22 protein-coding genes are annotated in these 16,437 nt (G+C 69.0%); 14 read left to right on the forward strand and 8 right to left on the reverse strand.

Annotated features, from left to right (window positions below):
- Positions 1-70: 70 nt before the first annotated feature.
- The gene (locus ACFYO1_RS06995; protein WP_387227947.1) at positions 71-1,048 is read left to right on the forward strand and encodes a TerC family protein; all 978 of its coding nucleotides are present in this window, start codon (positions 71-73) and stop codon (positions 1,046-1,048) included.
- Between the two features lie 15 nt (positions 1,049-1,063).
- Here the strand turns inward: ACFYO1_RS06995 and ACFYO1_RS07000 are convergent, their stop codons facing one another.
- The 3 genes from ACFYO1_RS07000 to ACFYO1_RS07010 all read right to left on the reverse strand — a co-directional run bounded on the left by ACFYO1_RS07000 (position 1,064) and on the right by ACFYO1_RS07010 (position 2,617).
- Entirely contained in the window at positions 1,064-1,591 is a 528-nt protein-coding gene (locus ACFYO1_RS07000; protein ID WP_387227949.1) for a hypothetical protein, read from the reverse strand.
- A gap of 157 nt (positions 1,592-1,748) precedes the next feature.
- Positions 1,749-2,033 carry a YciI family protein gene (locus tag ACFYO1_RS07005; protein WP_387227951.1) on the reverse strand — a complete coding sequence of 95 codons (285 nt, stop codon included), beginning with the start codon at positions 2,031-2,033 and terminating at the stop codon, positions 1,749-1,751.
- A gap of 17 nt (positions 2,034-2,050) precedes the next feature.
- Positions 2,051-2,617: an amino-acid N-acetyltransferase gene (locus ACFYO1_RS07010; protein ID WP_387227953.1), complete on the reverse strand. Its 567-nt coding sequence runs from the start codon at positions 2,615-2,617 to the stop codon at positions 2,051-2,053.
- Between the two features lie 179 nt (positions 2,618-2,796).
- Here ACFYO1_RS07010 and pgsA point away from each other — a divergent pair, with 179 nt between their 5' ends.
- The 5 genes from pgsA (at position 2,797) to ACFYO1_RS07035 (ending at position 6,630) form a co-directional block, all read left to right on the forward strand.
- Entirely contained in the window at positions 2,797-3,456 is a 660-nt protein-coding gene (gene pgsA / locus ACFYO1_RS07015; protein ID WP_387227955.1) for a CDP-diacylglycerol--glycerol-3-phosphate 3-phosphatidyltransferase, read from the forward strand.
- A complete protein-coding gene (locus tag ACFYO1_RS07020; protein WP_387227956.1) occupies positions 3,453-3,989 on the forward strand; it encodes a CinA family protein in 537 nt (178 codons plus the stop codon). The genes pgsA and ACFYO1_RS07020 overlap by 4 nt, the downstream gene beginning before the upstream one ends.
- 115 nt (positions 3,990-4,104) lie before the next feature.
- Positions 4,105-4,587, forward strand: a complete 483-nt coding sequence (locus ACFYO1_RS07025; protein WP_387227958.1) for a helix-turn-helix domain-containing protein — start codon at positions 4,105-4,107, stop codon at positions 4,585-4,587.
- Between the two features lie 200 nt (positions 4,588-4,787).
- Positions 4,788-5,618, forward strand: coding sequence for a PspA/IM30 family protein (locus tag ACFYO1_RS07030; RefSeq protein ID WP_150405798.1), 831 nt, complete (start codon positions 4,788-4,790; stop codon positions 5,616-5,618).
- 136 nt (positions 5,619-5,754) lie between these two features.
- The gene (locus tag ACFYO1_RS07035) at positions 5,755-6,630 is read left to right on the forward strand and encodes a hypothetical protein (RefSeq protein ID WP_387227960.1); all 876 of its coding nucleotides are present in this window, start codon (positions 5,755-5,757) and stop codon (positions 6,628-6,630) included.
- Between the two features lie 512 nt (positions 6,631-7,142).
- Here the strand turns inward: ACFYO1_RS07035 and ACFYO1_RS07040 are convergent.
- Together ACFYO1_RS07040 and ACFYO1_RS07045 are read right to left on the reverse strand one after the other, a co-directional pair.
- Positions 7,143-7,337, reverse strand: a complete 195-nt coding sequence (locus tag ACFYO1_RS07040; RefSeq protein ID WP_378726527.1) for a hypothetical protein — start codon at positions 7,335-7,337, stop codon at positions 7,143-7,145.
- Positions 7,338-7,604: 267 nt separating this feature from the next.
- Positions 7,605-7,871, reverse strand: a complete 267-nt coding sequence (locus ACFYO1_RS07045) for a hypothetical protein (protein WP_387227962.1) — start codon at positions 7,869-7,871, stop codon at positions 7,605-7,607.
- 51 nt (positions 7,872-7,922) lie between these two features.
- On the opposite strand from ACFYO1_RS07045, the gene ACFYO1_RS07050 reads away from it, so the two are divergent.
- Positions 7,923-8,711, forward strand: coding sequence for a PRC and DUF2382 domain-containing protein (locus ACFYO1_RS07050; RefSeq protein WP_387227963.1), 789 nt, complete (start codon positions 7,923-7,925; stop codon positions 8,709-8,711).
- Positions 8,712-8,818: 107 nt separating this feature from the next.
- On the opposite strand, the gene ACFYO1_RS07055 is transcribed toward ACFYO1_RS07050, so the two are convergent.
- On the reverse strand, positions 8,819-9,730 hold the full coding sequence (locus ACFYO1_RS07055) for a BTAD domain-containing putative transcriptional regulator (protein ID WP_387227965.1): 912 nt from the start codon (positions 9,728-9,730) through the stop codon (positions 8,819-8,821).
- Between the two features lie 2 nt (positions 9,731-9,732).
- Positions 9,733-10,227 (reverse strand): cupin domain-containing protein, encoded by a 495-nt coding sequence (locus ACFYO1_RS07060; RefSeq protein ID WP_387227967.1) that lies wholly within the window; start codon positions 10,225-10,227, stop codon positions 9,733-9,735.
- A gap of 100 nt (positions 10,228-10,327) precedes the next feature.
- On the opposite strand from ACFYO1_RS07060, the gene ACFYO1_RS07065 reads away from it, so the two are divergent.
- From ACFYO1_RS07065 to ACFYO1_RS07075, 3 genes are all read left to right on the forward strand, one after another.
- Positions 10,328-11,260 (forward strand): LysR family transcriptional regulator, encoded by a 933-nt coding sequence (locus ACFYO1_RS07065; protein ID WP_387227969.1) that lies wholly within the window; start codon positions 10,328-10,330, stop codon positions 11,258-11,260.
- A gap of 126 nt (positions 11,261-11,386) precedes the next feature.
- Positions 11,387-11,557 (forward strand): hypothetical protein, encoded by a 171-nt coding sequence (locus tag ACFYO1_RS07070; RefSeq protein WP_191094238.1) that lies wholly within the window; start codon positions 11,387-11,389, stop codon positions 11,555-11,557.
- Positions 11,558-11,872: 315 nt separating this feature from the next.
- On the forward strand, positions 11,873-12,580 hold the full coding sequence (locus tag ACFYO1_RS07075; protein ID WP_387227970.1) for a PIG-L deacetylase family protein: 708 nt from the start codon (positions 11,873-11,875) through the stop codon (positions 12,578-12,580).
- An 84-nt stretch (positions 12,581-12,664) separates the two neighbouring features.
- Here ACFYO1_RS07075 and ACFYO1_RS07080 read toward each other — a convergent pair whose 3' ends face one another.
- A complete protein-coding gene (locus ACFYO1_RS07080) occupies positions 12,665-13,246 on the reverse strand; it encodes an HD domain-containing protein (RefSeq protein ID WP_387227972.1) in 582 nt (193 codons plus the stop codon).
- A gap of 142 nt (positions 13,247-13,388) precedes the next feature.
- On the opposite strand from ACFYO1_RS07080, the gene ACFYO1_RS07085 reads away from it, so the two are divergent.
- The 4 genes from ACFYO1_RS07085 (at position 13,389) to ACFYO1_RS07100 (ending at position 16,434) form a co-directional block, all read left to right on the forward strand.
- Positions 13,389-14,552, forward strand: coding sequence for a glycosyltransferase (locus ACFYO1_RS07085; RefSeq protein WP_387227974.1), 1,164 nt, complete (start codon positions 13,389-13,391; stop codon positions 14,550-14,552).
- 41 nt (positions 14,553-14,593) lie between these two features.
- Entirely contained in the window at positions 14,594-14,782 is a 189-nt protein-coding gene (locus ACFYO1_RS07090) for a hypothetical protein (protein ID WP_387227976.1), read from the forward strand.
- Positions 14,783-15,001: 219 nt separating this feature from the next.
- Positions 15,002-15,193, forward strand: a complete 192-nt coding sequence (locus ACFYO1_RS07095; protein ID WP_387227977.1) for a DUF3046 domain-containing protein — start codon at positions 15,002-15,004, stop codon at positions 15,191-15,193.
- Positions 15,190-16,434 carry a phosphotransferase gene (locus ACFYO1_RS07100; RefSeq protein WP_387227980.1) on the forward strand — a complete coding sequence of 415 codons (1,245 nt, stop codon included), beginning with the start codon at positions 15,190-15,192 and terminating at the stop codon, positions 16,432-16,434. Before ACFYO1_RS07095 ends, ACFYO1_RS07100 begins: the two co-directional genes overlap by 4 nt.
- Positions 16,435-16,437 lie beyond the last annotated feature (3 nt).

The following is a 16,437-nucleotide window of genomic DNA, read 5'->3' on the forward strand; positions in this document are numbered from 1 at the left end:
GCTAGCCGACCAGAACGGACAAATCGGGCATGATGGACGCCATGACCTTCGCTACCGATCGACGCACCGCATGCAGGTAACCGCTCTCGAATGGGTGATCACCTGCGTGGTGATCCTCGGCTTGTTCGTCTTCGACTTCTTCGCCCACGTGCGCACCCCGCACGAACCGACCTTCCGCGAGTCCGGCTTCTGGTCCGCCGTCTACATCGGCATCGCCCTGGCCTTCGGCGGTTTCGTCGCCTGGCGGTGGGGCTCGACCTTCGCGGGGGAGTACTACGCGGGCTTCGTCACCGAGAAGGCGCTCTCGGTGGACAACCTGTTCATCTTCCTCATCATCATGTCCACCTTCGCGGTGCCGCGGATGTATCAGCAGAAGGCGCTGCTGATCGGCATCGTGATCGCGCTGGTGATGCGCGGGGTGTTCATCGCCGTCGGCGCGGCCGCGATCAGCGCGTTCAGCTGGGTGTTCTATCTGTTCGGCCTGTTCCTGATCTACACCGCGATCAAGCTGGTCACCGAAAGCGGGCACGAGGCCGAGCACGAGGAGAAGCGCGACAGCCGGGTCGTCGCGCTGGCCAAACGGATACTGCCGACCACCGACAGCTACGACGGCGACAAGCTGGTCACCCGGATGGACGGACGTCGCGTGGTGACCCCGCTGCTGCTGGCGTTGCTGGCGATCGGCTTCGCCGACCTGCTGTTCGCCCTGGACTCGATCCCGGCGATCTACGGTCTGACGAGCGAGCCGTACCTGGTATTCACCGCAAACGCGTTCGCGCTCATGGGTTTACGGCAGTTGTACTTCCTGATCGGTGGACTCCTCGATCGTCTGGTCTATCTGTCCTACGGCCTGTCCGCGATCCTCGCGTTCATCGGCGTGAAGCTGGTGCTGCACGCGTTGCACGAGAACACGCTGCCGTTCGTCAACGGCGGCGAGCACGTCAGCGTGCCGGAAATCTCCACCGGCGTCTCGCTCGGTGTGATCATCGGCATCCTGGTCATCGCGACGGTCGCCAGCCTGCTGCGTACCCGCGCCCGGTCGAGCTGAGCCGGGCGCGAACGTTCAGAACACCCGGTTGCTTTCCGGCGCGATCTCGAACCCGTGCCCGTCTTCATCATTGCTGCAGGTGACGCTGAAAGTGTCGGCGCGGCAGGTGAATCCGTGCGCGTGCAGGGTGGTTCCGGCGGGCAGCACCGGCCCGGCCTCGCGCCGCGGCCCGGTATAGAAGCCCTCGTTCACGCAGAGGTACCCGGCCTCCTCGCCGACCGCCACGGCCGCGGCCGCCGGAGCGGTGCTCCAGCATTTCCGCATGTGCGGCGGCGCGGGACCGGTCGCGCCCTGACAACCCGCGGTGCGGCGCGGCTGGCCGGTCGGCTGGTCGAGGATGCCGCAGGTGATCTGCCGGTCCGGCGTCTGGAAGTAATAGCCGTCGGCGTTGCGGTACAGGACCGGGTCGGCGACACCGGGCTGGGTCAGCGGGCGGGCCGACGAGGACGTTGCTGGGTCCGATTTGTCTGGGACGCCCAGATACGCGTACAACAGGCCGGCGGTGGCGGCCGTCGACGCGAAAACCGCTACGTATGTGCGCATGGCGCGAGTCTGCCGCTGTGATAGGAGGTATGTCCGTATCGCGCACGGTGTGTCGCCGGAAGTTAGCTGTCTTCGGCTAACGACCCGGGTTCGCCGCCCGATTCCCCGCAGGAAGAACCGGTAAAAGGGGAATCAGGCGGGCGAGCGGAGCGCGGGTTCAGGACGCGAAAGCGCCCAGCACCGGCAGCCATTCGACGACGCGTACGTCATCGATCAGCTGTTCCCGCGCGAACGGGTCCACCGCGAGCAACGCGTTCAGCGCCTCCGCGTCCGCGGCCTGGAACAGCAGCAGCGCGCCGGATCCGTCCGGGTACGGTCCGCTGGTCAGCAGGGCGCCCGCCGCGAGTTGATCGGCGAGCCAGCCGCGGTGCGCCGGGCGATGGGTGTCCCGGCCCGCGACCGTGGCCTCGGAGTAGGTGTAGTGAACGGCGAAGATCGGCACGGGTGAATCGCTTTCTGTCAGAGAGTGAGCAGCATTCGAGTATTGCCGAGGGTGTTCGGCTTCACGTAGCTCAGGTCGAGGAACTCCGCGACGCCGGTGTCATAGGACCGGCACATCTCCGCGTACACCTCGGCCGTCACCGGCGTTCCGTCGATCTCGGCGAAGCCGTGCCGCGCGAAGAACTCCACCTCGAAGGTCAGCACGAATACCCGCCGCAGCTCCAGCTCGCGGGCCACCGCGATCAGCTGCTCCACCACGAGCCGGCCGACGCCACTGCCCTTGACATCCGGATGTACCGCGACCGTGCGCACCTCGCCGAGATCGGCCCACAGCACGTGCAGCGCGCCGCAGCCGACCACCCGGCCGTCCAGCTCGGCCACCCAGAATTCCTGCACTGCCTCATAGAGCGTGACCAGGTTCTTTTCCAGCAGTATCCGGCCGGCGTAGACATCGACGAGGCGTTTGATCTCGGGCACGTCGGAGGTTCGCGCGCGTCGGACGACCACAGCGGTGCTCACCGTGCCATTAGGCACGCCCGGATGTGCGTCGCTGGTCGAACCACCTAGTGGTCCCCGAGAGTTCATGGGGTGCAGAGTAGTCGGGTGGGTTACCGATAGGCTGAACGTGTGCCGCACATCCAGTCGCCCCGCTCACCGCAGTGGGTCAGGCATGACGCGCGCCGGGCCGGCGCCGGTCATGGTCATGCCGTGTCGAGCCTGGAGTGTCCGCTCATGCCGGAGCCGAGCGTCAGCGGGGTGCAGGCATGAGTGCCCAGCCGGAAGAGATCGAGCGGCGCTGGAGCGGGGCCGCCCCGATCCGTTCCGGCATCACCGCGCCGCACGCCGAACCCGTCGTGCCGCTGATGAATATCGCGAACATCCTGACCATGCTGCGGATCGCGCTGGTCCCGCTGTTCGTGGTCGCGCTGTTCGTCGACGGCGGGCACGACCCGGCCTGGCGGATCATCGCGGCCGCGCTGTTCGGCATCGCCGCGATCACCGATCGATTCGACGGGCAACTGGCGCGCAAATACGGTCTGGTCACCGACTTCGGCAAGCTCGCCGACCCGATCGCGGACAAGGCGCTGATCGGTTCCGCGGTGATCGGGTTGTCCGTACTCGGCGATCTGGCCTGGTGGATCACGCTGGTCATCTGCGGTCGCGAGATCGGCGTGACGCTGCTGCGGCTGGCCGTGGTCCGCCGCGGCGTGATTCCCGCCGGACGCGGCGGCAAGCTGAAAACGCTCATGCAGTCGCTCGCGATCGCGGTGCTGCTGCTGCCGCTGGGCGGCTGGCTCGCGAGCGCGGGCATGTGGCTGATGTACGCGGCCGTCGCGCTGACCGTGCTCACCGGCCTCGACTATGTCGGCCAGGCGACGCGGGTGTGGTTCGCGGGCGGGCCGGGCCGAACGCGCGGCGCATGACCGCGACCTCGTCGGTGTCGGCCGATCCGTTGACCGCCGATGCGCCGGTCGCCGATCTCGTACACGCGCTGACCGCCGCCGGGCAGACCGTCGCGACCGCCGAATCCCTCACCGCCGGACTGTTGTCCGCGACCATCGCCGGTGTTCCGGGCGCCAGCGCCGTGCTGCGCGGCGGGCTCGTGGTGTACGCCACAGACCTCAAACACAGCCTGGCCGGCGTCAGCGACGAAGTACTGGAGACGGAAGGTCCGGTCGCGGCCAGCACCGCCGAGCAGCTGGCGGTCGGCGCGCGAACGAAATGCGGGGCAGACTGGGGAGTGGCACTGACCGGTGTGGCCGGGCCCGATTCGCAGGACGGACATGCGGTCGGCACGGTCTTCCTCGGTCTGGCCGGTCCGGGGCACACCGAGGTGATGCGGTTGAAACTCGTCGGTGACCGATGGACGATCAGGATCAGTGCGACGCACACCGCGGTGCGCGAATTGCTCCGGTGTGTACGGCGTCCGGCCGGGCAGGACGCGCAAGGTGAGTGATTTGCGCCGGGCGGGAACCAACCGGCCCATGCCCGACGTTGTGCCAGAAAGAACGGCGTGCGTGGCACTCGTGAGTGTCATGCGGGTCCCCTGACAGGGAGCGAAGGAGAACGAGATGACGCTGCTGCGAGAGGCCATCGGGGACAGTCTGCGGCGTGCTCGTCTCGCCCAGAACCGGACTCTGCGCGAGGTGTCCACCTCGGCGCGGGTGAGCCTGGGCTATCTCTCCGAGGTCGAGCGGGGCCGGAAAGAAGCCTCCAGTGAGTTGCTGGCCGCCATCTGCGCGGCCCTCGACGTGCCGCTGTCCCGGGTGCTCTGGGACGTGAGCACGATCATGGCCGGCGCCGACGGCCTGCCCACGCGTACCCCGGCCGATGCCGCGGCCGCGCCGCTGCCGGTCGACGCGGAGCAGACCACCGCGCCCGCCGAGGCCGCGCCTGCCGCGGACGCACCCGCCGCCGAGCCCGCGCTCGCACCCGCGAGCGCCAGCCTGTCGGTGGCCGGCGCGGGCGGTCGTCCGCTCCCGCTGGGGTTGGACACCCGAATCGTCATTCCCGCACCCAAGGCCGACATGCTGGTCCTGGTGAAGGGCATGTGACGCCCAGCGACAGGTGGCCGCCGCGGCAACGCTGCGGACCGGCGCCCACAGCGGATAGATTCTCAGTAGGCGTCGGTTGGGCCGGGTATCCCCGGCCCAGCGGCCGCATGGTGGAGGATAGGCATATATCGAGTGCGTGACGGTCGCGCACCGGAGCCGCGTCGAGGGCGCGGCACGTCAGATGGAGGCGGGATCAATCGATGGCTAATCCGTTCGTCAAGGCCTGGAAATACCTGATGGCCCTCTTCGATTCGAAGATCGAGGAGCATGCGGATCCGAAGGTCCAGATTCAGCAGGCTATCGAGGAAGCTCAGCGCCAGCATCAGGCCCTCTCGCAGCAGGCCGCGTCGGTCATCGGCAACCAGCGTCAGCTGGAGATGAAGCTGAACCGGCAGCTCGACGAGGTCGAGAAGCTCAATGCCAACGCGCGCCAGGCGGTCACGCTCGCCGATCAGGCCGCCAACGCCGGCGACACCGAGAAGGCGATTCAGTACACCAACGCCGCCGAGGCGTTCGCCGCGCAGCTGGTCACCGCCGAGCAGTCGGTCGAGGACCTGAAGGTGCTGCACGACCAGTCGCTGCAGGCCGCCACCCAGGCCAAGAAGGCGGTCGAGCAGAACGCGATGCTGCTGCAGCAGAAGGTCGCCGAGCGCACCAAGCTGCTCAGCCAGCTCGAGCAGGCCAAGATGCAGGAGCAGGTCTCCGCGTCGCTGCAGCAGATGGATTCGACGCTGTCCGCGCCGGGCACCACGCCGAGCCTGGACGCGGTGCGGGAGAAGATCGAGCGCCGCTACGCCAACGCGCTCGGTTCCGCCGAGCTCGCGCAGAACACCGTGCAGGGACGCATGCTGGAGGTGCAGCAGGCCAGCATCCAGATGGCCGGGCACAGCAAGCTCGAGCAGATTCGCGCGTCGATGCGCGGCGATCAGCTGCCCGCCGGCGGCGCGGCACAGCCCGCCGTCAATCCCGCACCGGCCCAGGCCAATCCGGCGCAGCCGCAGATGAACAAGGGCCAGGCCGCACAGCAGTAACGGGTGCGAGCTCGGCAAGGACTTTGTCGGTGGTGGATGGTTCACTGGCAGACAGCGCACGGGTACCCGGCGGGCCGGCCGTCGGCCACGTCGGGACCGTGCCGGTCCGATCCGCGCTAGCAGTGGGAGAGATGGCATGACTCGGGATAAGTCGCTTCCGGGCCGCAGGCGCGATGCGGCGATCGTGCGGGCGCAGGCCGCGCTCGCGCCGCAACCGGGAAGCCTGCCCGACAGTCTGCGCGAGGTCGGCGAGCACGCGCTCGTCGCGGTGCGCCGCTGGGCCGATCCGCGCGAGCGGGAACTGCGCCGCCGGCGCCGGGTCCGCCGCCGCAGCTTCCAGCTCGGCACCGCCTCCGGCCTCACCACCGCGGGAGCCGTTGGGCTGGTGGTGATCTCGGCCCCCGCCTGGATCGTGGTGGTGCTCGGCGGCGGCGCGGTCGCGCTCGTCACCGGCACCGCGCTCAGTGCCCGCCGCTACCTGAGGTTGCGCGGTGCACCGCTGCCGCAGGCCACGTTCATTCCGCGCAAGCAACCACCGATGTGGTCCCGGGCGCGCGGCCCCATCGCCAGGCTGGTCCGTGCCGAACGGGCACTGCACGGCCTCGGCGCACAGATCGCCCGCGGCAACCGCCTGCCCGACGACGAACTCACCGACATGCTCGAGACCGCGGGCTCCGGTTCCGCCGCCCTGCACGCCCTCGCCGCCGACGTCACCGCCATGGAACAGGCCCTCGGCGCCATGGGCCGCGCCAAATCCCCTGCGGCAGAAGCCCTCACCGACAACCTCCAGTTCGCCCTCGGCCGCCTCGACTCCGGTGTCGTCGAATACGAACAGGTGGTCGCCGCCGCCGGCCGCATCCTCGCCGTCCCCGAAAGTGCGGTCCTCCGCCACAATTTCGACGCCATCGTCGCCGACCTCCGCCACGCCGCCGACCGCCTCGACGGCTGGGCCCAGGCCCTCACCGAGGTAGCCGACCAGCAGATCCCGATCTCCCACCCCGGCCACCCCTGACCGTCGCCCGAACACGGTGCGGGCCACCTCCCTTCGAGTGCAGGTGCGAAGGAAGGTGGCCTCTGGTCTGTCCGGCGGGAGGAGGTTGCCGGACAGACGGTCACCGGTCGGTGGTGACACCTCGGGCGGCGCGATTCGCGCCGGGAATGAGCCGGAGTAGTTTGCCGAGCGGGCGCATGAGGACGGCCGACGCCAATGTGAAAAGTACTGTGGCGGTTGATTTTACGATGTTCGGTGCGGCTGTTCGCCGGGCTGATCCGGCTGGGCACTGCGGCGCGGGGTGCTCAGGTGTGGCGTCCCGCGGGGGTGAATAGGGTGGACCCAAGTACTGTTTCGCCAGGTAGCGGGGGATCGGGTCGCACAGGGGCAGGCATGGTGACTCCCGGTGGTGCGATACCGGACAGTCGGGGGATGCGGCATCGCTCATGGATTCATCGTCGCTGTTCGGCGGACTCGGGTGTATCCGCCGAACAGTCGACACGGCTAGCGGTGAATCGCGCGCTGCCGATGATTCAGCGCAGGGTGTCCTTGCGCCGCAGTTCTTCGGCTCGGGCACGCAGCGCGGCGTTCACCAGTTCGCGGCCCTCGGCCACCAGGTCGAGCACCTCCCAGGAGGCTTTGCGGGCCGCGCCGCCGACGATTCCGGCGATCGCTCCGCCGTGGCGACGAGCCGCCGCGGCCAGCTCTTGTGCGAGTTCGTTTTCCATCAGCCACCGACCGTCACGTGGGATTCAGTGCATGAGTGTGTGCCGAACAAGGTGTGTACATAAGTCGACCATCCCTTCCTGACTGCGGCTATCCGGAAAGCTACGCGCAAGATCAGAGTACAACCGTACACTGACCGACCGCGCGGCTGGGAGAGCGCAAAACCCAAGCCTTTCGCGAAGCGTAATAGGCGGCGGGGCCGTCCGGAACACCGACTTTCGCGCGGCGCACTGTTCGCCCGTGACACATCGCCAGGTCCGCGGCCGATTTCACCGACCGGGCGTTTGGCGTAGATCACGCCGGGTAGTTGCCTTCATGTAGCTGATCGGCCGGATTCCAGCACAGGGATCGGGAACATTCAGTACAAGGGCAGGAGCAGACAGATGCTTGACATTGCCTACCGAAAATCCGCGATCGACCAGGACACGCAACGCCTGGATATCAGCAGATATCTGGCCTGGGGCAACGTCGACGATCCGGTCCGACGCTCGCGCCGAACGCAGCGAATCGCCGAGGATCTTGACCAGTCCGATCACCGAGCAAGTGCCTGAATCACTCTCATCGAACGCACGCGGAGGAATCGAATCATGACCGGAATGCTGGAAGAACTCATCGGAAGCGCTGTGTACTCGCCGGAAGGCGACAAGATCGGCAAGGTCAAGCGGATCTACGTCGACAACACCTCCGGCGCCCCGACCTGGGTGTCGGTGACCACCGGGATGTTCAGCGGTGACTCGCTGGTCCCGCTGGCCGGCGCACAGCTGCGCCACGACCCGGAAGCCCTGCAGGTGCGCGTGGAAAAGGAGGAGGTGAAGACCGCGCCGCATCTCGAGCACGACGGTCTGATCAGCCCCGAAGCCGAGCGAGAGCTGTTCGACCACTACCACATCGACCCGAACCGGGCCGGCATGGACATGGGCGGCAAGCAGCAGATGCGCGGTGGACGCCGCCCCGACGAGCAGACTCGCCGCCCCGATGACGGGCGTCGCGCCGACGACCAGGGCATGGTGCGTTCGGAGGAGCGCCTGGCGGTCGGCAAGCAGAACGAGGAGGTCGGCCACGCGCGACTGCACAAGTACGTGGTGACCGAGGAGCAGACCGTCACTGTGCCGACCACGCACGAGGAGGTCCGGATCGAACGCGAGCCGATCACCGATCGTGCGCAGGTCGGCCGCGCCGACATCGGCGAGCAGGAGGCCGAGGTCACCCTGCACGAGGAGCGGGTGACGGTGCAGAAGGAGACCGTGCCGGTCGAGCGCGTCCGGCTCGCCGTCGACGAGGTCGAGGACGAGCAGACCGTGTCCGATACGGTGCGCAAGGAACGGATCGAGACCGAGGGCGTCGACCGCGATCGGCGTGACCCGCGGCGTCAGTGACCGTCGCTGCCTCGATTGATATCACCGGGTGCGGATCAGGGCCGACCTGATCCTCACCCGGATCGATCGATCATCCAGGGTGTCAACGGATTTGCGAAGCCGATCGATCAGAAGCCGAGTTCGGGCCGTCGGAAGCGATGCGCCGAGGCCGCCACGTCGCGGTACCGGATGATCCGCCTGACGGTCGAATGCGTTGGGCTTCCCGGCTTTACGGCCGGCGGAGCCGGATGCAGATTCGGGTCGTGCCGCAGGATGCGCACTTCGAGCTCCACGGTTTCCGGAGCGAGCGCCGCACCGAATTGCGCGGCCAGCGCCGACCGTAAACCGCGCAGGCGATCGAGCGCGTCGACCTGCCTGCCCGCTCGATAGAGGGCCAGCGCGTGCAGCCGGGCCAGCGGTTCGTGCACCGGATGCTCGCCCGCCAGAATGCCCATCTCCCTGAGACATTCGAGCCCGGAACCCAGCCGCAGCGCCGCTTCCAGCCCGGCGACGGTCAATTCGAGCCGCCACGCGTCCAGCCGCGCGGCCTCCACCGCCGCGTATGGCGCCCACAGCAGATCGGCCAGCGCCGGTCCCCGCCAGAGCCGCCGCGCTTCGTCGGCCGCCGCCCAGGCCTCGGTGTAGCGACCGGCACGCTGCGCGGCGTGCAGTCGGTCCGCGATGGATTCCGCGGCGAGCAGATCGCCGGCCGCCATCGTCGTCCGATACCCCGCCGGAGTGCGCAACACCGTTGCGCCGTACGGCCCCAACGCCGTTCGCAACCGGGACACCACCACCCGCAATCGCTCGACCGGCCGCGACAGCTCGCCGTCACCCCACAGATCGGCCGCCAGTCGCCGATCGGGGACCGCGACTCCACCCGCTAGCGCGAGCCGAACCAGCACCGCCCGCTCCATCGGGCGGTCCACCCCGATCGTTCGCACCCCGTCGGTAACCGACACCGGCCCGAGAACGCGCACCTGGGCGTAGCCCGGCTCGGGGACCGGGGACAAATAGACAATGCCCTGCGGCACAGTCATTCTCACTCCTCCTTCCGCTTCGACGGCGCGGGCCCGACGACAGTGACCCCGTAGCGCGCGAATTCCGCTTCGACCTCCGCGACCGAGGGCCGCTGGGCGTCGGCGGGCGGCAACACCAGCTCGGTCGCCGGGGTACCGAACGCCCGATGCGCCCGCTCCACCCCGGCAGGCAGGTAGTGGTGCAGCACCCGCGCCTTCGCGGTCCGCACCGCGAACCCGTGCGGAATCCCCCGCGGTAGCCACACCGAGCTGCCCGGACCGGCCTCGATGCGGGCCGGCCCGCGATGCACGGTGAGCTCACCCTCGAGCACGAAGCACAGCTCGTCCTCCCGCGAATGCAGATGCACCGGCGGCTCGTCACCCTGCGCCAGCACGACCTCGGCCAGCGACAGCACCCCGCCCGTGGTCTCGGCGCGCTGATGCCAGATCACCAGGCAGCCGAACGCCCACTCCGCGATCGGCTGGTGCGGCCCGAGTTCCTGGCGCTGTTCCGGCAAGGTAGTACTCCTCGATTCGAATAACTCGCTGTGACCATGCTCGATCCGTAGCGTCCGGAACGGAAACACCGATCGGCTGTCGGATCTACAATCCGGAGTTGTGGATGTGGAATTCCGGCACCTGCGCGCGTTCCACGTATTGGCGACCGAGCTGAACTTCACCAGGGCGGCGGCCCGGCTGCACCTGACCCAGCAGGCGTTGAGCAATCAGATCAAGCAGCTCGAAACCCGCATCGGCGCGACGCTGTTCCAGCGCAACAGCCGTCAGGTCACGCTCACCGACGCCGGTCGCACACTGCTGGCCCGGGTGCCCGACATCCTCGACACCGTCGGCGCGGCGATCGCCGACACCCGCGACACCGAGTCCGGTCAGCGGACCGAGCTGATCGTCGGCATCCGCGGCGTCACCGGCCTGGACGTCACGCCCCGGGTGCTGCGCGCCTTCTCGGCCGAGTATCCGCACGTCGCGGTGACCGTCGGGAAGGTCGGCTTCGACGACGCGAGCGCGGGCGTGCTGGTCGGCGCCTCGGACGTCGGGCTGATCTGGTTGCCCGCGCCCGACGGGCTCGACGTCACGCCGCTGCTGGGGGAGGAGCGGATCGCCCTGCTTCCGGCCGATCATCCGTTCGCGGCCGCCGCCGCGGTGCCGCCCGCGGAGATGGCCGTTCAGCCGTTCGCGTGGTGGACCGACAATCGCGACCTCGCGGCCCGCGACTTCATGACCCTGGCCGACTATCGCGACGGACCGGCGAACATCGGCGCCGAGGTGGCCACGCTGGAGGATCTGCTGGCCGCGGTCGGCAGCGGTCAGGCGGTCGCGGTCTCGGTCGCCTCGGTGTCCCGTTTCTTCCCCTGGTCGGGCGTGATCACCCGGCCGCTGCTCGATGTCGCGCCCTCGGTGCTGGCCGTCGCCTGCCGCGCGGGCGACGATCGTCCGCTGATCGCGGCCTTCATCCGGGTCGCGACGAAGGTCGCGGCCGAACTGATCGCCGAGGGCGCGGCGACTCGGGTACTACCTACGGCGGGCGGATAGTCAGGGTTCACCCTGATCTTCCCCGGATATCGTTGCTGACCTGGTGATTTACCGTCGCTCAGCTGTCAGAGTGGAACCTGTCGGATCGTGGGAGACGGTTCGCTCAGACCACTCGGAGGCTGGCACATGTTGTGGAAGATTATCGGTATCGTCGCGGTCGCCTGGATCGCGTTGGCCATCATCGGTGCGCTGATCAAGGGCCTGTTCCCGATCCTGGTGATCAGCGCCATCGTGTTCGGGCTGTACCTGCTGTACAAGGCGGTGTCGGGCTCGGACAACTCGGTCAGCAAGCTGTAGCTTCCGCCCGTGGAGCGGCCGGCGCGCGCCGGGTAAGCGCTGCGCGGCCGTGCGGGCGGTCGACGGACGGATCCAGGTGTGGCCGGGATGCCACCGGGAGGCGCGAGCGAAGTCGCGAACCGTCCGGCACGGGGCCGTGCGCTCCCCGATGCGGGGACAGCGCACGGCCCCTTCTATGTTGATCGGGACAACTGATTTCGTTCGTACATGGGTAACTCGCCGGGTACGAGCTGGCTCACCAGACTCCAGACCGGCGGCCGCCAACGCGGCAGTCGTGCACTCGAGTCTGGCCTGAATACGCGGAGAGGCGGGACAGTGGAGCAGGTGCCGGAGGATTGGCAGCGCGGAATCGTGATCGTCGCGCACCCCGACGACATCGAATACGGTGCCGCTGCGGCGGTGGCGCGGTGGACGGGACAGGGCAAGGACCTTCGGTACGTCCTGGTCACCAGCGGTGAGGCCGGGATCGCCGGACTGCCGCCCGCGGAATCCGGGCCGGTGCGCGAGGGGGAGGAGATCGCCTCCGCCAAAGCCGTTGGCGTGCAACAGGTCGAGTTCCTCGGCTACCCGGATGGCCGGGTCGAGGAATCGTTGGCACTGCGCCGTGATCTGGCCGCCGCGATCCGCCGCCATCAACCAGAACTGGTGGTGCTCTTCAATTTCGGTGACACCTGGGCTCCCGGTTTCGCCAATAGCGCCGACCATCGTGCCGTCGGCCGCGCCGCGCTGGACGCCATTTCCGACGCCGGGAACGAGTGGATCTTCCCTGAGCTGACCGACGTGCCGTGGTCGCCGAGGTGGGCAGCGGTGGTGGGCCCCAAGGTAACTCACGCCGTCGACGTCAGCGCGCACATCGATCAGGCGAGGGCTTCCCTGGCCGAACATCGTCGCTACCTCGAGGTGCTCAGCGCTGAGCCGGTGGAAGACCAGGTGCGCGCCATCGTGGACCGCGGGACCGGGCCGATCGAAGGCTTCCCCGCCGAGCGAGCCGTCGGTTTCGAGCTCTACTACTTCAGCGGCTAGGCCTACGGGGCTCCTCAGCGAGACACGTTGTCGCTCAACTACGCTCGCGACTCGCGGCAATAGGGAACCGGTAGGCCGCTCGGATTATTCCTGCACCAATTCCCGATGATCTCGGTCGAGCGGTCGCTGAGCGGCGACGCGCCGGATGACCGGAAGCCAGGAGTCGAGGGACGCGACGGTGAGTCCTACCACCTTGCCCGCATCGTCGGCGCGGCGCAGGGCGACGGCGGCGTCGAACTCCGGATCGGCTTCGAACTCGGCGATCTCGGTGGCGTTCATCGGGCCGCCCTGCGCGGTCAAGGTGCGTCGGCTGGACGCGGACAGACCTTCGGTGTGCGCCGAATCCGTCGCTGCCAGATAGCGTTTCGCGACCACGTGCAGCTCGACCAAGCGCGCCACGCGCGCGCCGAGCAGCTCGCGGATCGCGTCCGCGCCGTGCCTGCCGTGCCCCGCGTCGTCGCCGGGCACGAGCTGGTGGCCGATGTCGTGCACCAGCCCGGCGACCTGCAACTCTTCATCCCGCGGATACCGCTGCCGCAGCAGTTCCGCGCACTGCCGGTCGTGGTCGAGGATGTCGACCGGATCGCCGCTGCGGTCCGGCATGTCCCAGACGTCCTCGCCGTCGGCCAGCAGCACCATCAATTCGTCCACCGTGGACACCCGCACGATCCGCTCCCTCTCTGGCGATGATTGGTCTAGACCATATCGCGGTGCGGGCCGGAGGTCACGTGAAGTTCCGCTGACGAGCAGGTGAAGACGCGGGACGTGGGTGTGATCGAGCCGCCGGGCGGTGTGGCACGCTATGCGGATGCGAGTAGCCGTAGTCGCGGGACCCGATCCGGGACATGCGTTTCCCGCCATCGCGTTGTGCTTGCGTTTCCTGGCCGCCGGTGACGAGCCGGTGCTGTTCACCGCCCCGCGCTGGTTCGAGGCCGCGCGCGACGCGGGCATCGGCGTGCGCCGCCTGAAGGGCCTGGCGCCCCGCCCCGCCGACGACGACACCGACGCCGGCCAGCGCATCCACGAACGCGCCGCGCACATCTCCACCGAGATCATGCCCGACCTCGGCGCCATGCTGCCGGAACTGGTGGTCTCCGATGTGCTCACCGCGGGCGGCGGCCTGGCCGCGGAACGCCTCGGCGTGCCCTGGGTCGAGCTGTCCCCGCATCCGCTCTATCTGCCGTCGAAAGCCTTGCCGCCCATCGGGAGTGGCCTCGCCCCCGGCGCGGGGCTGCGCGGCCGGATGCGCGACGGCGTGTTGCGCACCATGACCGCGCGCGCCATCCGCACCGGACTGCGTCAGCGCGAACACGCGCGTGTGGGCATCGGCCTGCCCGCCACCGACCCCGGCCCCGCCGCCCGCCTGATCGCCACCCTCCCCGCCCTGGAGGTGCCGCGGCCCGACTGGCCGGACAACGCCCACGTCATCGGTCCCCTCTTCTGGGAACCGACCGACTCGATCCTGGCGCCCCCGCCGGGCGACGCACCCTTGGTGATGGTCGCCCCGTCCACCGCCCACACCGGCGTGGCCGGCATGGTCGAGACGGTCCTGGACGGCCTCGCGGGAGCCGATGTCCGCGTGGCCATCTCGACCCTCGACCCGCCGCCCGCCGACCTACCCCCTTGGGCCACAGCAGGTCTGGGCCGTCAGGACGAACTCCTCACCCACGCCGCGGTAGTGGTCGGCGGCGGCGGCCACGGCCTGCTCGCCAAGTCCCTCTCCGCAGCGGTCCCGATCGTCACCGTTCCCGGCGGCGGCGACCAATGGGAACTCGCCAATCGTGCGGTCCGGCAAGGCAGCTCACTGCTCGTCCGCCCGCTGACCCCCGCCGCGGTCCGCGCTGCGGTCCTGGAAATCCTCGCCACCCCCACCTTCGCCGCAGCCGCGAAACAAGCGGCCGCCACCGTCACCGAAGTCGCCGACCCGATCCAGCTCTGCCGCCAGGTCCTCGACACGGTCCGGGCGGGATAGTGGCCGACCCCGAGTGTTGTCGCTGCGGTCGACCTGTCCGGGTGAACCGCAGTCATTACGACGTCTTCGAGCACATGCACTATGTGTGTTTCCACTACGAATTCGAACACGACGTCCGCGGTGACGGGGATCCGGACGAGGACTGCGGCGTCCCCGGCTGCCCGTCGGCCCCGGCCGTCCGGCAAGAGGAGCGGCTGGCCGCGACGGTCCGCGCCTTGCTCGATGACTGAGCGGACGGTCCACCCGCTGATTGGGACAACCATTCGATACCTGAGTATCTCGAGGCGCTGCTGAGCCGACTGGAGAGCGCCGCCGGGCATTACGCCGCGCAGGGCACCCCGATTCGGTGGAACAGCTGGGAAGTCGTGCAGTCGCTGCTCCGCGCGGCCAGGGTCGACGAGTAGCGGGGCCGGTGGGGGTGGCGGCGGAGCGCGGGTATGTTGGGCACGGTGCGATTGACGGAGTTCCAGGAGCTGTTGCATACCGAATTCGGGTCGGCGCGGGGAGATGCCCTGCTGGCCGATCACGTGATCCCGTCGTTGGGGCGGACGGGATCCGAGGCTATCGAAGCGGGGGTCGATCCGCGCGACGTGTGGCGGGCGCTCTGCTCGGAGTTCGACGTGCCGCGAGGACGGTGGTGAGCGTGCCGGGGCAGGCGGTGGATCGCGACGGTCCGCTGTACCGGTTCGACGAGCGCGAGCGGATGATCCCGGTCGACCCGCAACGGCTGGCCGCGCGGCTGGCCAGGGCCGCGCCGGTCGACTTCGCCGGATACCGGCAGACCGGGATCGAGGCGATGCTGCTCGGCCGCTACGACCAGGCCCTCGATCTGCTGGACCGGGCGCTGGAACTGGTGGACACCGAGGAACGCCGGATCACGGTCTGGATCAACCTCGGCGACGTCTACCGCTATCGGGGCGACGCCTTCACCGCCGAGACGCTCTACCGCCGCGCCGTCGAGCACGCGCGCGTAGCCGCGCCGGACGTGCTGTCGTTCGCCGTGCAACATCTCGGCAAGGCGCTGGCCGAACAGGATCGGCTGACCGAAGCGCACACGCTGCTGCGCGAGGCGCTCGACCTGCGCACGGCCGAAGGCGATCCCGAGCAGATCGAATCCACTCGGGTCGCGCTCCAGGGGCTGGCAGCGCTGCCGATCCCGTTGCCGCCGAAGGCCGCCGCGCTGCTCGGGACGGAGCCGACCTGGTCGGACGAGCACGAAGGGCAAAGCGGCGGCGTCGCATTCGTCAACGAGGCGTTCTGGGTCAAACGGGGGCCGAAGGCCGTCGCGGAGCACGATCGCTTGAACTGGTTGCGCGACCGGGGAATTCGGCTGCCGGAGATCCTCGTGTTCGACGGTGACGTGCTGGTGCTGGCCGACGCGGGTGTGTCGAGCCTGGCCGCCCGGGACGACGCGGGGCCGGGCGCGACATCGGTCGGCACGGTGATGGGTGAGCTGCTGCGCCGGTTGCACAGCATTCCGGTCGCCGAATGCCCGTTCGACGGACGGCTCGACGTCGTGCTGGCGCAGGCGCGCCGCCAGGTGATCGAAGGCCTGGTCGACGTCGACGACTTCGACCGGGAAAACCGGGACCGCGGCCCGGAAGACGTGCTGGCGCAACTGGTTACCGAGCGCCCCGACCATGAGGACCTGGTCGTGGCGCACGGCGACTTCACCCCGCCGAACGTGCTCGAAGGCTCGATCCTGCTCGATGTCGGCGCCCTCGGCGTCGCCGACCGCTACCGCGACCTGGCCCTTGCCGTGCGTGACCTGCGCGACGATTTCGGCGAGACCGAGGTGACCGCCTTCTACACCGCCTACGGTCTCCCCGAACCGGATCCCGGTCGCCTGGAGTACTACCGCCTGCTCGACGAATTGTTCTGAGGC

It is taken from the genome of Nocardia sp. NPDC006044, from assembly GCF_042871115.1.
Classification (GTDB): Bacteria; Actinomycetota; Actinomycetes; order Mycobacteriales; family Mycobacteriaceae; genus Nocardia.